The 15322-nt window shown below is 59.5% G+C and carries 12 protein-coding genes and 1 pseudogene; 5 read left to right on the plus strand and 8 right to left on the minus strand.

Features of this window, described 5'->3' with window-relative positions:
* The first annotated feature begins 147 nt into the window (after positions 1–147).
* Positions 148–1434, plus strand: coding sequence for a PQQ-dependent sugar dehydrogenase (locus ACMVPR_RS18590; RefSeq protein ID WP_416884082.1), 1287 nt, complete (start codon positions 148–150; stop codon positions 1432–1434).
* Between the two features lie 87 nt (positions 1435–1521).
* On the opposite strand, the pseudogene mscL reads toward ACMVPR_RS18590, so the two are convergent.
* From mscL to pheS, 5 genes and pseudogenes are all read right to left on the minus strand, one after another.
* A pseudogene (gene mscL, locus ACMVPR_RS18595) lies at positions 1522–1938 on the minus strand (large conductance mechanosensitive channel protein MscL); the annotation flags it as partial.
* A gap of 171 nt (positions 1939–2109) precedes the next feature.
* Positions 2110–2559, minus strand: a complete 450-nt coding sequence (locus ACMVPR_RS18600) for a YtoQ family protein (RefSeq protein ID WP_416884083.1) — start codon at positions 2557–2559, stop codon at positions 2110–2112.
* 54 nt (positions 2560–2613) lie between these two features.
* Positions 2614–3246: a class I SAM-dependent methyltransferase gene (locus ACMVPR_RS18605; protein ID WP_416884084.1), complete on the minus strand. Its 633-nt coding sequence runs from the start codon at positions 3244–3246 to the stop codon at positions 2614–2616.
* Between the two features lie 29 nt (positions 3247–3275).
* A complete protein-coding gene (gene pheT, locus ACMVPR_RS18610; protein WP_416884085.1) occupies positions 3276–5672 on the minus strand; it encodes a phenylalanine--tRNA ligase subunit beta in 2397 nt (798 codons plus the stop codon).
* A 74-nt stretch (positions 5673–5746) separates the two neighbouring features.
* Positions 5747–6817: a phenylalanine--tRNA ligase subunit alpha gene (gene pheS, locus ACMVPR_RS18615; protein ID WP_416884086.1), complete on the minus strand. Its 1071-nt coding sequence runs from the start codon at positions 6815–6817 to the stop codon at positions 5747–5749.
* 251 nt (positions 6818–7068) lie between these two features.
* Here pheS and ACMVPR_RS18620 point away from each other — a divergent pair, with 251 nt between their 5' ends.
* Positions 7069–8256: an OmpA family protein gene (locus tag ACMVPR_RS18620; RefSeq protein ID WP_416884087.1), complete on the plus strand. Its 1188-nt coding sequence runs from the start codon at positions 7069–7071 to the stop codon at positions 8254–8256.
* Between the two features lie 62 nt (positions 8257–8318).
* On the opposite strand, the gene ACMVPR_RS18625 is transcribed toward ACMVPR_RS18620, so the two are convergent.
* Complete coding sequence (locus tag ACMVPR_RS18625) at positions 8319–9050, minus strand: DUF4386 domain-containing protein (protein WP_416884088.1); 732 nt, start codon at positions 9048–9050, stop codon at positions 8319–8321.
* Between the two features lie 173 nt (positions 9051–9223).
* Between ACMVPR_RS18625 and ACMVPR_RS18630 the strand changes: the two genes are divergently transcribed.
* Positions 9224–10123 (plus strand): LysR family transcriptional regulator, encoded by a 900-nt coding sequence (locus tag ACMVPR_RS18630; protein ID WP_416884089.1) that lies wholly within the window; start codon positions 9224–9226, stop codon positions 10121–10123.
* Positions 10124–10127: 4 nt separating this feature from the next.
* Here the strand turns inward: ACMVPR_RS18630 and ACMVPR_RS18635 are convergent, their stop codons facing one another.
* Positions 10128–11666 carry a DUF4214 domain-containing protein gene (locus tag ACMVPR_RS18635; protein WP_416884090.1) on the minus strand — a complete coding sequence of 513 codons (1539 nt, stop codon included), beginning with the start codon at positions 11664–11666 and terminating at the stop codon, positions 10128–10130.
* Positions 11667–12090: 424 nt separating this feature from the next.
* Here ACMVPR_RS18635 and ACMVPR_RS18640 point away from each other — a divergent pair, with 424 nt between their 5' ends.
* Together ACMVPR_RS18640 and ACMVPR_RS18645 are read left to right on the plus strand one after the other, a co-directional pair.
* Positions 12091–13512, plus strand: a complete 1422-nt coding sequence (locus ACMVPR_RS18640; protein ID WP_416884091.1) for a homospermidine synthase — start codon at positions 12091–12093, stop codon at positions 13510–13512.
* Positions 13513–13679: 167 nt separating this feature from the next.
* Positions 13680–14474, plus strand: coding sequence for a helix-turn-helix domain-containing protein (locus tag ACMVPR_RS18645; protein WP_416884092.1), 795 nt, complete (start codon positions 13680–13682; stop codon positions 14472–14474).
* Here ACMVPR_RS18645 and ACMVPR_RS18650 read toward each other — a convergent pair.
* Positions 14426–15145 (minus strand): hypothetical protein, encoded by a 720-nt coding sequence (locus ACMVPR_RS18650; protein WP_416884093.1) that lies wholly within the window; start codon positions 15143–15145, stop codon positions 14426–14428. The genes ACMVPR_RS18645 and ACMVPR_RS18650 overlap by 49 nt on opposite strands.
* Positions 15146–15322 lie beyond the last annotated feature (177 nt).

The following is a 15322-nucleotide window of genomic DNA, read 5'->3' on the forward strand; positions in this document are numbered from 1 at the left end:
CGGCGGAAAATCCCGCATATCGAGAAAAGATATATTTCAGGTGTTGATTAGATCCCGACCTGAAACTAGCTCTCCTGTGTTCAGCTGACGCAGGGTCACCCTGTGTCATGGAGGAAGCTGGACTGTCCATAAATCAGGGAGGTTATTATGGGTTATCTGTCTCGTACTACCGCAGTTCTGGCCTTGGCGCCGTTCGTGACCGGCGCTTTTGTTGCCGCGTCATCGGTTTCGGCCCAGATGATGAATACCACAAGCTTGCAGCACACGATCGTGCTGGACGACGTTGACGAGCCGTGGGACATGTCGTTCCTTGACGACGGCACGATGTTCTTTACCGAAAAGTGTGACGGGCTGTCCGTCCTGCTGCCATCGGGTCAGGTCAACAACCTCTTGGGCATGTCGGGTGCCGAGGGCTATGCCAGCAGCGCGGACGATCTGTTCTGTGATGGACAGGCTGGGATGATGGGGGTTGCGGTCGATCCGGACTTTGCCAACAACCGTCAGATCTTTGTCTATTCGACATCCAACATGGTCACGCCACACACCAACCGGCTGATGCGACTGGTGGTGAACGAAGACTTTACCAACGTGTCGGACCGCACCGATATCGTGGACGATGTGCCCTACAAGATGGAAGCGACGGATCACCCGTTCGGGGGAACAGGGGCGCATAATGGCGGGCGAGTTCGTTTCGGGCCGGATGGGTATATCTACCTGACGACCGGGGACACCCATAACGGCGAGGTGCCGCAAAGCCCGACGATCATGGGCAGCAAGGTGCTGCGCATCGACCGCGATGGCAATGCCGCTGCCGAAAACACGCCGCCCGAGGGCTTTGACAAGCGGACCTTCACGTATGGTCACCGCAACGTGCAGGGCATCGCGTTCCACCCGGCAACCGGCACGCCGATCACGGCAGAGCATGGCCCGTGGCATTCGGACGAGATCACCGTGCTGCGAAACGGTGGCAATGCCGGTTGGGACCCGCGCCCGAACATGGCGGGTCGGGGCGATTGCCCTGACAATTACTGTGGCTATAGCCCGAACCAGATGGATGGCATGGACCGCTATGCGCGAGCTGCTTTCATGCCGATGACGGATCTGGCGACCTATCCTGATGCGATGCCGCCGATCTGGGACAACAACGGTTGGTCTCAGGGCACATCCTCGGCTGCGTTCCTCGAGGGCGAGCAGTGGGGCGACTGGAACGGTGCCATGGTCGTGGGTATCATGGGCATCGGCTTTGGCGGGACACCCATCGGTCAGCGCATCGACGTGATCGAACTGACCGAAGACCTGAAGGTCGAGGATGTCACCGAGTTGACGCTGCCAATGGAGTCGGGACGGTTCCGGTCGGTTGTGCTTGGTCCGGATGGCAGCCTTTACACCGCGACAGATGAAGGGTTCATCCACAAGCTGACACCGGGCAACTAACCGGGAAAGTGTTAGAAAAAAACCCTGCGCCGGGATGTCCGGCGCAGGGTTCAGTCAAAACCGATCGTGACGTTTTGAAGCGACGTGTCAGCCTTTTTTGAGGGCGTCGCGGATTTCCAGAAGAACGTCCAGTTCGCTCGGACCCGTCGGCACTTCGGGCGCCACATCCTGCGGCTTTTCCGCGGCTGATTTGACCCGGTTCACCATCTTGACCAGCAGGAACACCACGAAGGCGATGATCATGAAGTTGATCACGGCCATGATGAAGTTGCCGATTGCAAATACTGCGGCACCGGCTTCCTGCGCAGCGGCAAGCGACGCATGTGTGCTGCCATCCAGTGTGTAGAACCATCCCGAGAAGTCGATTCCGCCGGTGAACAGCGCGATGATCGGGTTGATGATGTCGCCCACGAGCGACGTGACAATCGCGGTAAACGCTGCACCGACGATGATACCGACGGCCATGTCCATGACATTGCCCTTGGCAATGAAGTCTTTGAATTCTTAAATCATTACTAATCTTCCCTCGTGTTGGCTTGCCGCGACAAAAAACGCGTGGCTGCGATTTTGATACCATCGCCACCGTCATTGTCACGCATCCCGAAACAATCCACGGGGAATTTGCGAAGTCTTGCCGCAAATATGCAGCAAACCAGAGTCATCTTTTCCGTATTGTCACTTTGGCAGGGTTCCGGTCAGCACATATCGCAGGATTTGCGCGACCTCTTGCGGGGTGCGGGTCATCGCAAGTGCTGCGGCATCCACCTCTTTCAGGGCATGATCATGTTCCGGCTGTTGCAGGATAATCAGGGACTTGCCCAAGGCAGCGGCGTATCCAGCATCAAAGGCGGCGTTCCACTGTTTGTACTTCTCGCCGAACCGGACCACAACGACATCTGCGTCCGCAATCCCCTTGCGGGTGCGGATCGCGTTGACCATTGCGCCCTTGTGGTCGTGCCAATACTTGTTTTCCTCCGCGCCAAGGATCGCCACACCGCAATCGTCGCTGGCGGCGTGATCGGTCACGGGGCTGTCAAAACTCACGTCGAGACCGTCGCAGGCGTCGATGATCTGTTCACGCCAATCGGTGTGGATTTCGCCGGACAGGTAGACACGCAGGGCCATGGGATACTCCTTTTGTTTGGTAAAAGGGGTAGCGCAGATCGGCGGAAAGGCCAATCAATCGGTGCGACGCGCGATGACCGTGCGGCGGGGATCCTTGCCCGGAGCCATCTGGGTCTCGATGATGGTAAACCCGGCCTTTGTGATCGCCGCGTCCAGGTCAGCGGTCGACAGCTTGGCGAAATAAGGTGCTTTGCCAATGGCTTGTGCAATCGGTAGGCCGAGTTGGATGAACCACCAGATCACGCTGCCCCGGCCTGGCATGCAGAAGGTCTTGGAGATGAACAGACCGCCGGGTTTGGTGCGCTTGGCGATCTCGGACAGCGCGCCATCAAGGTCTTCGAGCAGGTGCAACAGGTTGAGCGCAAGAACCGCGTCAAACGGGCCTGCGGGCGCGTCTGCCGCGTCGGACTGGAGGAATTCAACATTGGCCGTGCCGGCAGCCTGTGCCTTTTCGCGGCCCTTGTCGAGCATCGCGTCAGAGACATCGGTGGCGATGATGTGCCCAAGGCTGGGCGCCAGCGCGATTGCTGTCGTTCCTGTGCCGCAGCCCAGTTCGAGGACGGAATCCGTAGGTGAGAGGAGTCCGCGCATCCGGTCGAGTGTGGCCTCATAGGCGGCCTGATTGCGGATTGGCGAGGCCGCGTATTTGTCCGCGACCCGATCCCAGAACTTCGCAGACTTGTACATGGTGGTCTCGCCTTTCTTGTTGTGTCGCCCTAGCCGCGCAACGTGCCGCCGGTGGCTTTTTCGACTTTCTCGATGATCTTCTTGCCGACCGCTTCGATGTCCGCTTCCTTGAGCGTGCTGTCGGTCGGCTGAAGCCGCACGGTGATGGCGAGGGATTTCTTGCCCTCTCCCAGCGACCCGCCGATGAATTCGTCGAACAGGCGCACATCAGCGATCAGTGCCTTGTCGGCCCCGGCTGCTGCGTTCATCAGGTCGAGCGCTGCGACCTGCGCATCGACGACAAAGGCGAAGTCCCGTTCGACCGCTTGCAGGTCATTGAGCACCAGAGCCGGGCGTGTGGCCCCGGTCTTGCGCGGCAGGGGGATTTCCTGCGGCCAGAGGGTGAACGCAACCGCAGGGCCTTTGACATCCATCGCCTTGAGCACCTTGGGGTGCAGTTCGCCAAAGACGCCCAGCACCTTTTTCGGGCCAAGGCAGATCATGCCGTGACGACCGGGATGCCACCAGTCGCTTGCACCGCGCAGGATTTGGGTTTTCGCGGGTGCGCCCATCGCCGCAAGGATCGCTTCGGCATCGGCCTTGACGTCGAATACATCAACCGCGCGCGCGGTGCCGTGTACGTCCTTGGGGCCGGTCTTGCCGATCAGCAGACCGGACAGCATCAGATGCTGCTCTTCGGGTTCGCCGCCGTGGAATGCGTGGCCCAGTTCGAAGAGCGCCAGATCCATGAACCCGCGCGCCTGATTGCGGGCGGCGGCTTGCAACAGACCCGGCAGCAGGGCGGGGCGCATGTGGCTCATGTCCGCGCTGATCGGGTTGGCGAGCATGGTGGCGTCGTCTCCGCCTGCGAACAGGGTGGCTGAAGCCTTGTCGATGAAGCTGTAGGTCACGCATTCGTTGTAACCAAGCGCCGCCGCTGTCCGACGTGCGGCGCGTTCGCGGCGCTGCATCGGGGACAGGATGGGCTTTGGCACACCGGGGTCCATGCGGCGCATCGGCTTGCCTTCAAGCTTGGTCAGGGACGCGATGCGGGCGACTTCTTCCACCAGATCGGCCTCGCCCATGACGTCGGGACGCCATGAGGGCACATAGGCCATGTTGCCTTCCAGACGGAAGCCAAGGGCGGTCAGCGTCTGCCGCTGCTCGGCCTCGGGGATCTCCATGCCGACGAGCGAGATCACGCGCGCCGGATCAAGCTTGTAGGCGCGGGAGGTGTCGGGGACGGCACCCGCCTGGATCAGCTCGGAGGCTTCACCGCCTGCGTGATCGACGATCATCCGCACCGCCAGTTCCAGACCTTCGGGTGTGAAGACCGGATCGACACCGCGTTCGAAGCGGTAGCGGGCGTCGGAGTTGATCTTGAGCGCGCGGCCCGTGTAGGCGATCTGGATCGGGTCCCAATAGGCGCTTTCAACAAAGACATCCGTGGTCTCGTCGGTGCAGCCCGTTTCCTCGCCACCCATAATGCCGGCGATGCTTTCGGGGCCCTTGGCGTCGGAGATCACCATTTGACCGGGCTGGAGCGCATAGGTCTTGCCGTCGAGCGCCAGTAGTTCCTCACCACCTGCCGCGCGGTGCACGCGCAGGTCGCCTGTCACCTTGGCCATGTCGAAGACGTGAAGCGGGCGGTTGCGGTCGTAGGTGAAGAAGTTGGTCACATCGACAAGGAAGTTGATCGGGCGCAGTCCGATGGCGCGCAGGGCGTCTTGCAGCCATTGCGGGCTCGGGCCGTTTTTCACGCCGCGAATGATGCGGCCACAGAAAAGCGGGCAGCCGTCCAGCGTGTCGGCGTCGATCACCACCTTGGTGTCGGCGGTGAAGCTGGCGGGGACGGGATCGACCGCGAGGGTCTTCAGCGTGCCAAGACCACGGGCGGCCAGATCGCGGGCGATGCCCTGAACACCCAGCGCATCGGGGCGGTTGGGGGTGATGGCGATTTCGATCACCGGGTCCACCTTGGCAGGGTCGTTTTCGGCCAGCCAGTCGATGAATTTCTGACCCACCTCGCCCGAGGGCAGTTCGATGATGCCATCATGTTCGTCGCTGAGTTCAAGCTCGCGTTCCGAGGCCATCATGCCGTGGCTTGCAACACCGCGGATGTTGCCAACGCTGAGCGTGACGTCGATGCCCGGCACATAGTCGCCCGGTTTCGCCAGAACGACGGTGATGCCCGCACGCGCGTTCGGCGCGCCACAGACGATTTGCTTGTCGCCTTCGTCAGTCTCAACCGTGCAGACGCGGAGGCGGTCTGCATCAGGGTGCTGTTCGGCGTGTTTCACCTTGGCCAGCGTAAAGGTCTTGAGCTTGTCCGCCGGGTTCTCGACGCCTTCGACCTCAAGACCCAGGTCGGTCAGGGCATAGGTGATCTCGTCCACAGTCGCGGTGGTGTCGAGGTGCTTTTTCAGCCAGGAGAGGGTGAATTTCATGGTTCGTCTTCCTGTAGGCCGGGCTTCAGCCCGGCAATCCAGTTCTGTGCCGGGCTGAAGCCCGGCCTACGATTTTAACTCAATCCGCCATGCAGCGTCGGCACATCCAGCGCGGCAAAGCCGTAGTGGCGCAGCCAGCGGAGGTCTGAATCGAAGAAGGCGCGAAGGTCAGGGATGCCGTATTTCAGCATCGCGATGCGGTCGATGCCCATGCCGAAGGCAAAACCCTGCCATTCGTTCGGGTCGACGCCTGCGTTCTGCAACACCTTGGGGTGCACCATGCCGGAGCCGAGGATCTCGAGCCAGTCGTCGCCTTCGCCCACTTTCAGCGTGCCGCCTTCCCAGGAGCAGCGGATGTCGACCTCGGCCGAGGGTTCGGTGAAGGGGAAGTGCGATGCGCGGAAGCGGAGTTCGACGTTGTCGACTTCGAAATAGGCCTTCACGAATTCTTCCAGCACCCATTTCAGGTTCGCCATGGAGATGTCCTTGTCGATGGCAAGGCCCTCGACCTGGTGGAACATCGGCGTGTGAGTCTGGTCATAGTCGGCGCGGTAGACGCGACCGGGCGCGATGATGCGGATCGGCGCACCGGTTTTTTCCATTGACCGGATCTGTACCGGCGAGGTGTGGGTGCGCAGCACGTGCGGCGGGCGATTGTCACCCTCGGCTCGGTGCATGTAGAACGTGTCCATCTCGGCCCGCGCGGAGTGGTGGCCGGGCATGTTCAGGGCGTCGAAATTATACCAGTCGGTGTCGATCTGCGGACCTTCGGCGACGGAAAAGCCCATATCGGCAAAGATCGCTGTGACCTCTTCGGTGACCTGGCTGATCGGGTGGATCGTGCCTTGACGGCGGCCACGACCGGGCAGGGTGACATCCAGCCATTCGCCACGCAGGCGCTCATCGAGCGCCGCATCTTCGAGCGCGGCTTTCTTCGCGGAGAGGGCCGAGTTGATCTCGTCCTTGAGGGCGTTCAAGGCGGGGCCGGCGCTCTGGCGTTCCTCGGGGCTCATCTTGCCCAGCTCGCGCATCAGAAGGCTGATCTCGCCCTTCTTGCCGACCGCCTGCACGCGCAGGTCTTCAAGCGTCGATTCATCGCTCGCCGCCGCAATCAGCCCAATATACTTGTCGCGCAGATCGTCCATTTCACCCTCCGGCTCGTGTCGTGCTTTCCCTAGCCGCGACCGTGCATGGACGCAAGGCAGCGGGATTGTGCGGGGGGATTCTTTCGATCTAAGTCGCGAAAGTAACAGGCGAAAAAAAATCCTATGCTACAGCGCAGGGTTGCCACATAGATGTTGACCCGAACACCAAATTGAGCAGTATCGAAAGATATCACTGCCAAGATGTTGAGCGAAACAACGCTCACGATGCTGCTTAATTCTGGGGGAAGAGCATGTCGTTACGTATTTTGAAAGAGCATTTGCCGTGGATCGCGCCGACCACGGCGATCGTCCTTGCCGCCACCGGGGTCATCAGTTTCGGACCTCGAGACGTAGGGCCTGTGGGTGCAGCCTCTGACTTCGAGGTGTCGCGGACCGTGACGCAGAACCCTGTTGCGTTGGGTGAACAAGGTATCGGATTGGTGCCGCAAAGCTCGGGCAGCATCGAGGCCGTTCAGGCGGCGGTTCTGCAAGCGCCGCAACCGCCGGAAGTGACGCTGGCCCCGACTCCGGTTGAGCCTGCGGTGGTGACACCGGTGCAGCCACCGGTTGCACCGCAAACCGTGTCGATCGAACCGGAACCCAAGGTCAGTCCGACCAGCAACCCGCAGGCGTTTTTTGCCGCCGCGCAGGCCAATCTGGCGCAGGGGAAATCCTGCGTGGAAGACCTGCGTGTTCTTGCGAGCGAGGCGCGCGTCTATTTCCCAAGTGGCGGTCTGACAACCGAAGAGGCTGGGATGGCGCAGGCGCGACTGATTGGGCTGGTGGCGCAGGATTGTCCGCACGTCGAGATTGTGGTCGAGGGCCATTCCGACCCGTCCGGCGATCCGGCGGTCAATCGGCGTCTGAGCCAGCAGCGTGCGGATGAGGTTCTCAAGCGGATTGCTGCGGCTGGCATCGATGTGTCGCGCTTCCAATCCATCGGGCTGGGCAGCCAGCGACCGTCTCATGTCACGGGAAGTCAATCTGCCGCTTATTACGACCGGCGCGTGGAGTTCCAAATTCGGGAAATCTCGCAGCGCGCGGGCGTGACCGGCTTCTCACGTCCTTTGGGTAACGCGCCCTCCGCTTGCGCCGAACAGCTTCAGGCGGCTGTCGCGCAGACCAAGCTGTTCTATTCGCCACGATCGATCACGGCACCGTCTGATGGGATGCCTGCGGTCATGGAACTGGCAAGAAAGGCAAGCGCCTGCCCCGAAGCACGGTTGCGCGTCGTCGGTCAATTCTCGGATGATCTTGGGTCTGGGGAAACGCCTGCGACGGCGCGTCTTCGGGCGGTGGCTTTGATGAGTTCGCTTGTGGCTGCCGGGTTCGATCCCGAGCAGATCATCATCGCGGCGCATTCGACCCCGCAAATCCTTGCCGGTCAGCCGGGTCTGAGCGAGCGTCGTATTGACTTCGACGTGATCCTCGAAAACTGAGCGCGTCGCGCTGGGAGTAGGAAGCAGGGCGGTTCACCGGGCCGCCCTGTTTCGTTTTGGGATCAGATCGTTGCCATTTTGGTGTGTCGTGGCACGTCTTGTGATTGACCTTTGATCAGCAGCCAAAGCGCAAAGCTGATTTCCGACAGGGTCACGATGGCAAGAAGGCCAGCGCGGAGGATGCCGAGGACTGCCGCATCCGGAAACGCAAAGGCGTAGATGCTGTCAAGGACGTAGCCTGACGCGCCAACGATGAGCCCGATGCCGATGATGCGGGGAAAGCGGCGAGATGCCAGCACCAAGGTACCCAGCAGGACAAGATGCAGCGTAAAGAACACCTGCCAAATCCAGACGCCGGCTCGGTGCATTTCTAGAAACAGGCCGGCAAGGTCGGCACGTTGAGCGGCGTCAAAGCTACTGACCAGTTCCGGTGACTGTGCCAGCACGGTCGCGCCTGCGTGGAAGAACAACATGGCGGACATCACACTGACCATGCTCAGCCGTGCCATTGCGGCGGCGAAAGACAGTGTCGCTGAGACCGGCTTGAACATGAAATAGAGCATCGTGAGCGCCATGATTTCGAACACCATGACCGCCAGATCCGCAGCGATACCAGCTTGGTAGAGCGCGGTGCGGGTCAGGATGTTTGCCACGGTTTGCGCCGGGTCACCCTGAACCACGATCTGCGATGGAACATAGGCAATGGCAAAACCACCCGCGATGGCGATGCCAAGGTAGAACATACCCGTGAGACGGGCGTATTGCGGGGATGTCGGGTCTGAAAAGGCACGCATGGGAGTTCCTTTCATTTTGCAAAGCAACAGCGTTCGGCGAGCGGGGGCTGGCCGTCGAACAGCGGTATGGATGATGAATTGATCGTCGCGTCTTGGTGTGACTGTCCAAAATATACCCGAACGCGCACCCCAACAAAATTGACCTAATTTCTATTTCTGATATGCAGATTTGCATGGATTGGTCCTCTGTCACCTTTGACTGGAACCGGGTCCGCGCCTTTCTGGTGACGGCAGAAGAGGGATCGTTGTCGGCAGCGGCACGGGCACTGGGGCTGGCGCAGCCAACGCTCAGCCGGCAGGTCGATGCGCTTCAGACGGAACTTGGGGTTGTGCTGTTCGAACGCTTCGGGCGCGGTCTTGAGCTGACCCCAGCCGGGGCGGACCTGATCGCGCATGCCCGAAAGATGGGCGAGGCGGCCATGTCGCTTTCGATTGCGGCGTATGGTCAATCCGATGTTGTGTCCGGTCTCGTGACGATTTCAGCGTCCGATGCCTATGCCGGGCTTGTCCTGCCGCCGATCCTGAAGCGCCTGCGCGAGCAGGAACCCAGCATCACCTTACGGATTGTGGCCGACAATCAGGCCACTGACCTGATGCGGCGCGAGGCCGATATCGCCTTGCGCAACTTTCGGCCAAAAGAGCCTGATCTGGTTGCAAGACGACTTGCGGATGCAGGCGCGAACTTCTTTGCGGCTCAGGCCTATATCGACCGTTTCGGAGCCATCAATAGCGACGCAGATTGGGCCAATGCGCAATTGATCGTGCCCGGTCCGGCAGAAGGCTTTGTCAGTGTGATGCAGTCGATGGGCCTTCCATTGACCCAGGCATCGGTCGCCTATGAATGCACGAGTTATCTGGCGATGTGGGAAATGGTCCGGCAGGGGCTTGGGGTCGGCGTGATCGATGTGCGCATCGGCGACGCGGACCCGTCAGTGAGCCGTGTTGCTCCTACGGTACAGGATTTGCCCTTCCCGATATGGCTGACCGCGCATCGGGATATTCTTTCCAATAGACGGTTGCGACTGGTCTACGATTTTCTTGCGGACGCGCTGTCGTGGCAAGACAGGGATTGAGCGATCAGCTGTCGAACGGATTGTCGAGCACACCGACGACTTGCAAAAGAAACGTTCCATCGTTCGGATCGATGGCGTCGCGATAGAATGTGTCAATCGCATCGACAGAGGCAATGATGCTCGAGGCAGTACCGTCATACAGCGCCATAACAGCTTCGGCTTGGGCGACATCGGACATACCTTTGTGAACAGCGTAGAGCGCACCGATGTCGATCTTGTTCTCGAGGTAGTTTCGATCCGCAATCTGCTGCTGAACGAAATCGAGCCCACGTTCGATCTGCAATGGCGACCGTGCTCCGTCGAGCACTTGAAGGATCAGTTCATCGCGCGACACGGCCCCCGAGTCCAACGCGTTTGTCCAGAATGTCAGACCCGCCTGATCTGCGGAGCGTCCAAGGACATTGCCATAGACTTCTGCGGTGAAATCCGCGTTCGACGTGCCATCAGGGTAAGTGGCGCGGGTTTCGTCCTGGTCGGCGAAGAGCAGGGCCATTTCGCTCAGTGACACGCCACTGGCGAATGCGGTTCCCCAGAAGTTGAGACCGATGGAGTCAGGCGCGCGGTTGAAATAAGCGATGTAGAGTTCGATGATCGCTTCTGCATCGTTCTGGGACAGATCGGCCAAGCCGCTGAACATTTGCAGGTCAAGCGGGCCATCGAAGGCCGGGATCTCGGTCGCGAAGTCAAGGAATTCGACGTTTTCCAGTGTGATGGCACCGAGGCCAAACGCCCGGTGGTCCGAAACGGTCACGCCATCTTGCCCGATGACCACGGTGTAGTCGGACTGGTCGCCAGCGAAAGTCACCGTATCGGTGTCCCCGAACGCGTCGATCCGCTTGAGACCATATGCGGCACGAAGCGTGTCTGCGCCTGCCGTACCGAACAGAAGATCATCTTGGACGTCCACTATTGGAGGCGTCACCTCTTCGACGACAGGAATCGGAACAGGAGCCTTGGGATTGCTTGTCAGCGACTTGGCAATGCCTCGCAGGTCCAAGTACGAGAACTGAACAGTGATCTGAGCATCAATGTCGCCATCGGTCACCTCATAGACTTGCGACGTGGCTCCGCTGATCGCAGTTCCGTCCCGATACCATTGGTATGTGATCGTGGATGTGTCGATCCCGTTGACGTCGCTGACCGCGTTGGGGCGCGCTGTCAGGCTTTCACCGACAATCGCGTCCCCGAGAACAATCAGCGGATTGTTCGCGCCAGTGTCGTCCGGGACAGGTGTTCCGGCGGGAGGCACGGCGTTTTCAGGGTCGCTGGTCAGTATTTCGAGAGTGCCGCCAAAGTCGACATAGCTGTACCGCACACTGAGACGTGCGCCCACGTCGGCCTCGGACACCTCAAACGTGCGGTCAGTCGCGCCTTCGATGACCTCGCCGTCTCGAAGCCATTGGAATGTCGCGGTGGTGTAGTCAATGCCGTCCGCATCCCCGATCCCGTTCGGGCGCGCGATCAACGTTTCGCCAACATAGGCTTGACCCAGAACTGTGACCGGGCCTTTTGGTGTGTTGTTTGTGCTCAAGATCGTCGACATGACCTGGTCTTCTACTCATCGTTCAACAGCGGGGCTTTGGCGGCACCGGAATTTCAAGACTGCCTGAAACTGCGTGCAAGATTGCGGGCAGCCAAGTGCGCGGTATTTCGCGACACTGGATTGGCGCTCATCGCGGGATGTGCTGCTCGCGGCCCGTCATTGCTTGACGCTTGTTCAGACTTTTTTCGGGTTTTGCCCTATCACTTTCAGCCACGTTCGCAACCGATCTTCGATGAAGTCGGCGGCAAGTGGCCGATCTGTTGTCGCAACACCGCAAACGTCGTGGTGGTGTGCATGACTTGGTTCAACCGAACATTGAGAGTGTCTTGGACTCTGTCCGTATGGCGCGATAGAAATTCCGTTGCAGGCCATGCTGATAGGATCTGCAGGTCCCAACCCGGTTCAGGCTCGACAAGGAGTAATCATGACGCGAAACCATCCAGTTTACGGTCGCATCGAAGGGCCGATCGTGATGATCGGCTTCGGCTCTATCGGGAAAGGCACCTGGCCTCTGATCGAGCGGCATTTCGAATATGATGCCGACAAATTGACCGTGATCGAACCGGATGCGCGTCAGGCGAACTTTCTGCGTCAGCACAAACTGAGGCATCTTCAGGTCGCGCTGACCCCCGAGAATTATCGCGAGGTGCTGGAAGACCTGTTCGCCGAGGGCAAGGGGTTCTGCGTCAACCTTTCGGTCGATACGTCTTCACTGGACCTCATGAAGCTCTGCCGCGAACTGGGCGTGCTGTACATCGACACTGTCGTGGAGCCTTGGGCGGGTTTCTACTTCGACACGACCGACAATGCCGCGCGGACGAATTATGCGCTGCGCCAAGCGGTGCGCGACGAAAAGGTGGCCAATCCGGGCGGCACCACCGCTGTGAGTTGCTGTGGCGCGAACCCCGGGATGGTGTCGTGGTTCGTCAAGGAGGCACTGTTGACGTTGGCCAAGGACACCGGACGTGATGTCGCCGTCCCGCAGGATCGAGCCGGGTGGGCGAGCCTGATGCAGTCGCTTGGTGTCAAGGGTGTGCACATTGCGGAGCGGGACACTCAGGCCCGCCGAACGCCGCGCCCGCGCAATGTGTTCGTGAACACATGGTCGGTCGAAGGGTTCATCGCTGAAGGGTTTCAGCCGGCCGAGTTGGGGTGGGGCACGCACGAGACATGGTTTCCGGAGAACGGCCATTCCTATGAGGCTGGGTGTCAGGCTGCGATCTGGCTGGAACGTCCCGGTGCCATCACGCGGGTCCACACGTGGTGCCCGACACCTGGTCCGCAATTCGGGTTTCTGGTGACGCATAACGAGGCGATTTCGATCTCGGATTATTACACCGTGGGTGAGGCCGGTGCGCCAGAGTACCGACCGACCTGCCACTATGCCTATCACCCCTGCGATGACGCCGTGCTGTCGCTGCACGAGATGTTCGGCTCTGGCAAACAGCAGCAGGTTCATCACATCCTGACCGAGGATGAGATTGTCGAGGGCATCGACGAGTTGGGGGTGCTGCTCTACGGGCACGAAAAAAACGCCATGTGGTACGGTTCGCGACTGTCGAACGAAGAAACCCGCGATCTCGCACCCTATCAGAACGCGACCGGAATGCAGGTCACGAGTGCCGTGCTGGCGGGAATGGTCTGGGCGTTGGAGAATCCCGAGGCCGGGATCGTTGAAACGGACGAGATGGATCATGCGCGATGCCTTGAGGTCCAGCGTCCCTACCTTGGGCCGGTCGAAGCGCATTACACCGATTGGACTCCGCTGCAGGACCGGTGGGAGCATTTCCCGGAAGACATCGACGAAAGTGATCCGTGGCTGTTCAGGAACGTGCTGGCAAGCTGATGGGACGGGCGTGACATTCCCATTGCGACTGATTTGAACCTAAAACACGCTGCGGTTCGGTCGTAGGTTAAATCAGCTTTAGGATGAATTTTTACTATACACACCACCATCGCGACGTTACCCATGAGCATGGGTGCGGGTGAATGCTGTAACAATCGGACTGCAACATGGTGTCAAACATAACCGAACTGGAGGTTCTGGATAACTTCCGGGCCAATCTGAAAAGCATCATGAAATCGCAGAACCTGACTGAAGCCGAGCTTTCCGTTCGGGCCGGTTTCGATGAGGAACACGCCATTGCCGACATCATGCGTGGTCGGGCCCTCCCAAGTATGGTGGCCCCCGTTCGTTTGGCAGATGCCTTGGGCGTTCCGGTCGATGTTCTGCTGAGAGACCGAAACGAGCACCTTCAACAGCATTTCGAAGCTCTTCCGGTGCAGGAAGTGGACCGCCAGGCGGCGCGGCTTCTGTCGGCAGTGTTCAAGGCGACTGAACGGTCTTTGGATCGGATGGGAGACCGTCCAACGCTGGATTCGATCATTTCCTGGTGGAAGGAAACCGACGGTGACCTGTCCAAGAGCGATCAGATCGCGCCGCATTTCGATCTGGTCAGCGCGGCAGAAGCGTTAACGTCGATCCCCCGCATTCACCATGTCGGTGCGCTGGGCCTGTCCGCGACGACGCTTGGGTCAGCTGAAAACTCGCGTCTTGAGAACTTTCTGGAAACGCTCAGCACATCTGATCTGGCCGAGCTGAACGGTCAGATCAGGTCAGTTGCGCATTCCGGTGTCGGGATGATCACGCCGCTCAAACGGATCGTGCCATTCCCCGAGACGAACGAAACCGTAGAGGTCAGCTTCGTTCGCCTCATGCTCCCCGTCAGGGATGCCTCGGGCACCCTTTTCGTCCTGAACTATTCCACTCTCTTGAGCAAATCGACACCCAGAAGACAGGACGGGTGATGATTGAAGAATCGTGCCATGTCGGCCAGCTCACTTGATTGCAGCGCAACAAGGTATTCGCCAACGGCACGACCTTTTGGAAGCGCACCCCAAACATGGGCACCGGGATATTGGCGGGTAAAGCCATACTCTGTCGCATATCCCAATCTCGCGTCATCGGCGCGGACAAAGGCATAGAGCCAGTCCGGATGCCAGCGCAGTTGGCAATATGTAAAGAGCAGATGCGTGTAGAGCGACAGGAGATGACGGGATCCCCGCATCCTTTCGGCGATAAAGAACTCGCCCATGTAGATCACGCTGCCCGAGATTTCATCGCATGGGCGCGGTCCGTCAGAGACCACGTGCAAATGGCCTTTGCCCTTGTAAAGTCTTGCATAACTGCGGGTCCAAAAGCTGGACAGCGTTTCTGTCACGAACATGTCGTGCCGCGCCGCGACGCCGCCGATGTCGTGACCATCCTTCTGAAGGATCAGCCAGCCGGCATTGTCTTTGGACAGATCGTTGTGTTCGTACGAGATCATCGGAGTTATCGAATTTTTTCCGATGGCGCGCATCCTGTCTTCGCAGGCTTCGAAGTCAGATGAGGCTTCGACGGTGATGCCTTTTTCTTCGAGGGTTGTGAGGCAGACGCTGAAGAATTTCATCAGGTCTAGGGTTGCAGATTTGGCCACGTGCTTTCTCCATGATTGGTTGTGAACAATATCTGCAGACCATCCCATTCATGACCGCTCGCCAAGCCTTAAGGTTGTTTCATGCATGGAAAGACACTTTATAATAGCGTATTTTGAATATGTTGAAGCGAGATCACGGGGTTGATTGGGTGATCTGACCGGCGGAATTTTGCGCGT

The sequence above is a fragment of the Marivita sp. genome, from assembly GCF_048006345.1.
Taxonomy (GTDB): Bacteria; Pseudomonadota; Alphaproteobacteria; order Rhodobacterales; family Rhodobacteraceae; genus Marivita.

What these genes read in the sequence shown, in the direction of transcription:
- ACMVPR_RS18590 (WP_416884082.1), top strand. Translation starts at nt 148, where the DNA reads ATGGGTTATCTGTCTCGTACTACCGCAGTTCTGGCCTTGGCGCCGTTC.
- ACMVPR_RS18600 (WP_416884083.1), bottom strand. Translation starts at nt 2,559, where the DNA reads ATGGCCCTGCGTGTCTACCTGTCCGGCGAAATCCACACCGATTGGCGT.
- ACMVPR_RS18605 (WP_416884084.1), bottom strand. Translation starts at nt 3,246, where the DNA reads ATGTACAAGTCTGCGAAGTTCTGGGATCGGGTCGCGGACAAATACGCG.
- pheT (WP_416884085.1), bottom strand. Translation starts at nt 5,672, where the DNA reads ATGAAATTCACCCTCTCCTGGCTGAAAAAGCACCTCGACACCACCGCG.
- pheS (WP_416884086.1), bottom strand. Translation starts at nt 6,817, where the DNA reads ATGGACGATCTGCGCGACAAGTATATTGGGCTGATTGCGGCGGCGAGC.
- ACMVPR_RS18620 (WP_416884087.1), top strand. Translation starts at nt 7,069, where the DNA reads ATGTCGTTACGTATTTTGAAAGAGCATTTGCCGTGGATCGCGCCGACC.
- ACMVPR_RS18625 (WP_416884088.1), bottom strand. Translation starts at nt 9,050, where the DNA reads ATGCGTGCCTTTTCAGACCCGACATCCCCGCAATACGCCCGTCTCACG.
- ACMVPR_RS18630 (WP_416884089.1), top strand. Translation starts at nt 9,224, where the DNA reads ATGGATTGGTCCTCTGTCACCTTTGACTGGAACCGGGTCCGCGCCTTT.
- ACMVPR_RS18635 (WP_416884090.1), bottom strand. Translation starts at nt 11,666, where the DNA reads ATGTCGACGATCTTGAGCACAAACAACACACCAAAAGGCCCGGTCACA.
- ACMVPR_RS18640 (WP_416884091.1), top strand. Translation starts at nt 12,091, where the DNA reads ATGACGCGAAACCATCCAGTTTACGGTCGCATCGAAGGGCCGATCGTG.
- ACMVPR_RS18645 (WP_416884092.1), top strand. Translation starts at nt 13,680, where the DNA reads ATGGTGTCAAACATAACCGAACTGGAGGTTCTGGATAACTTCCGGGCC.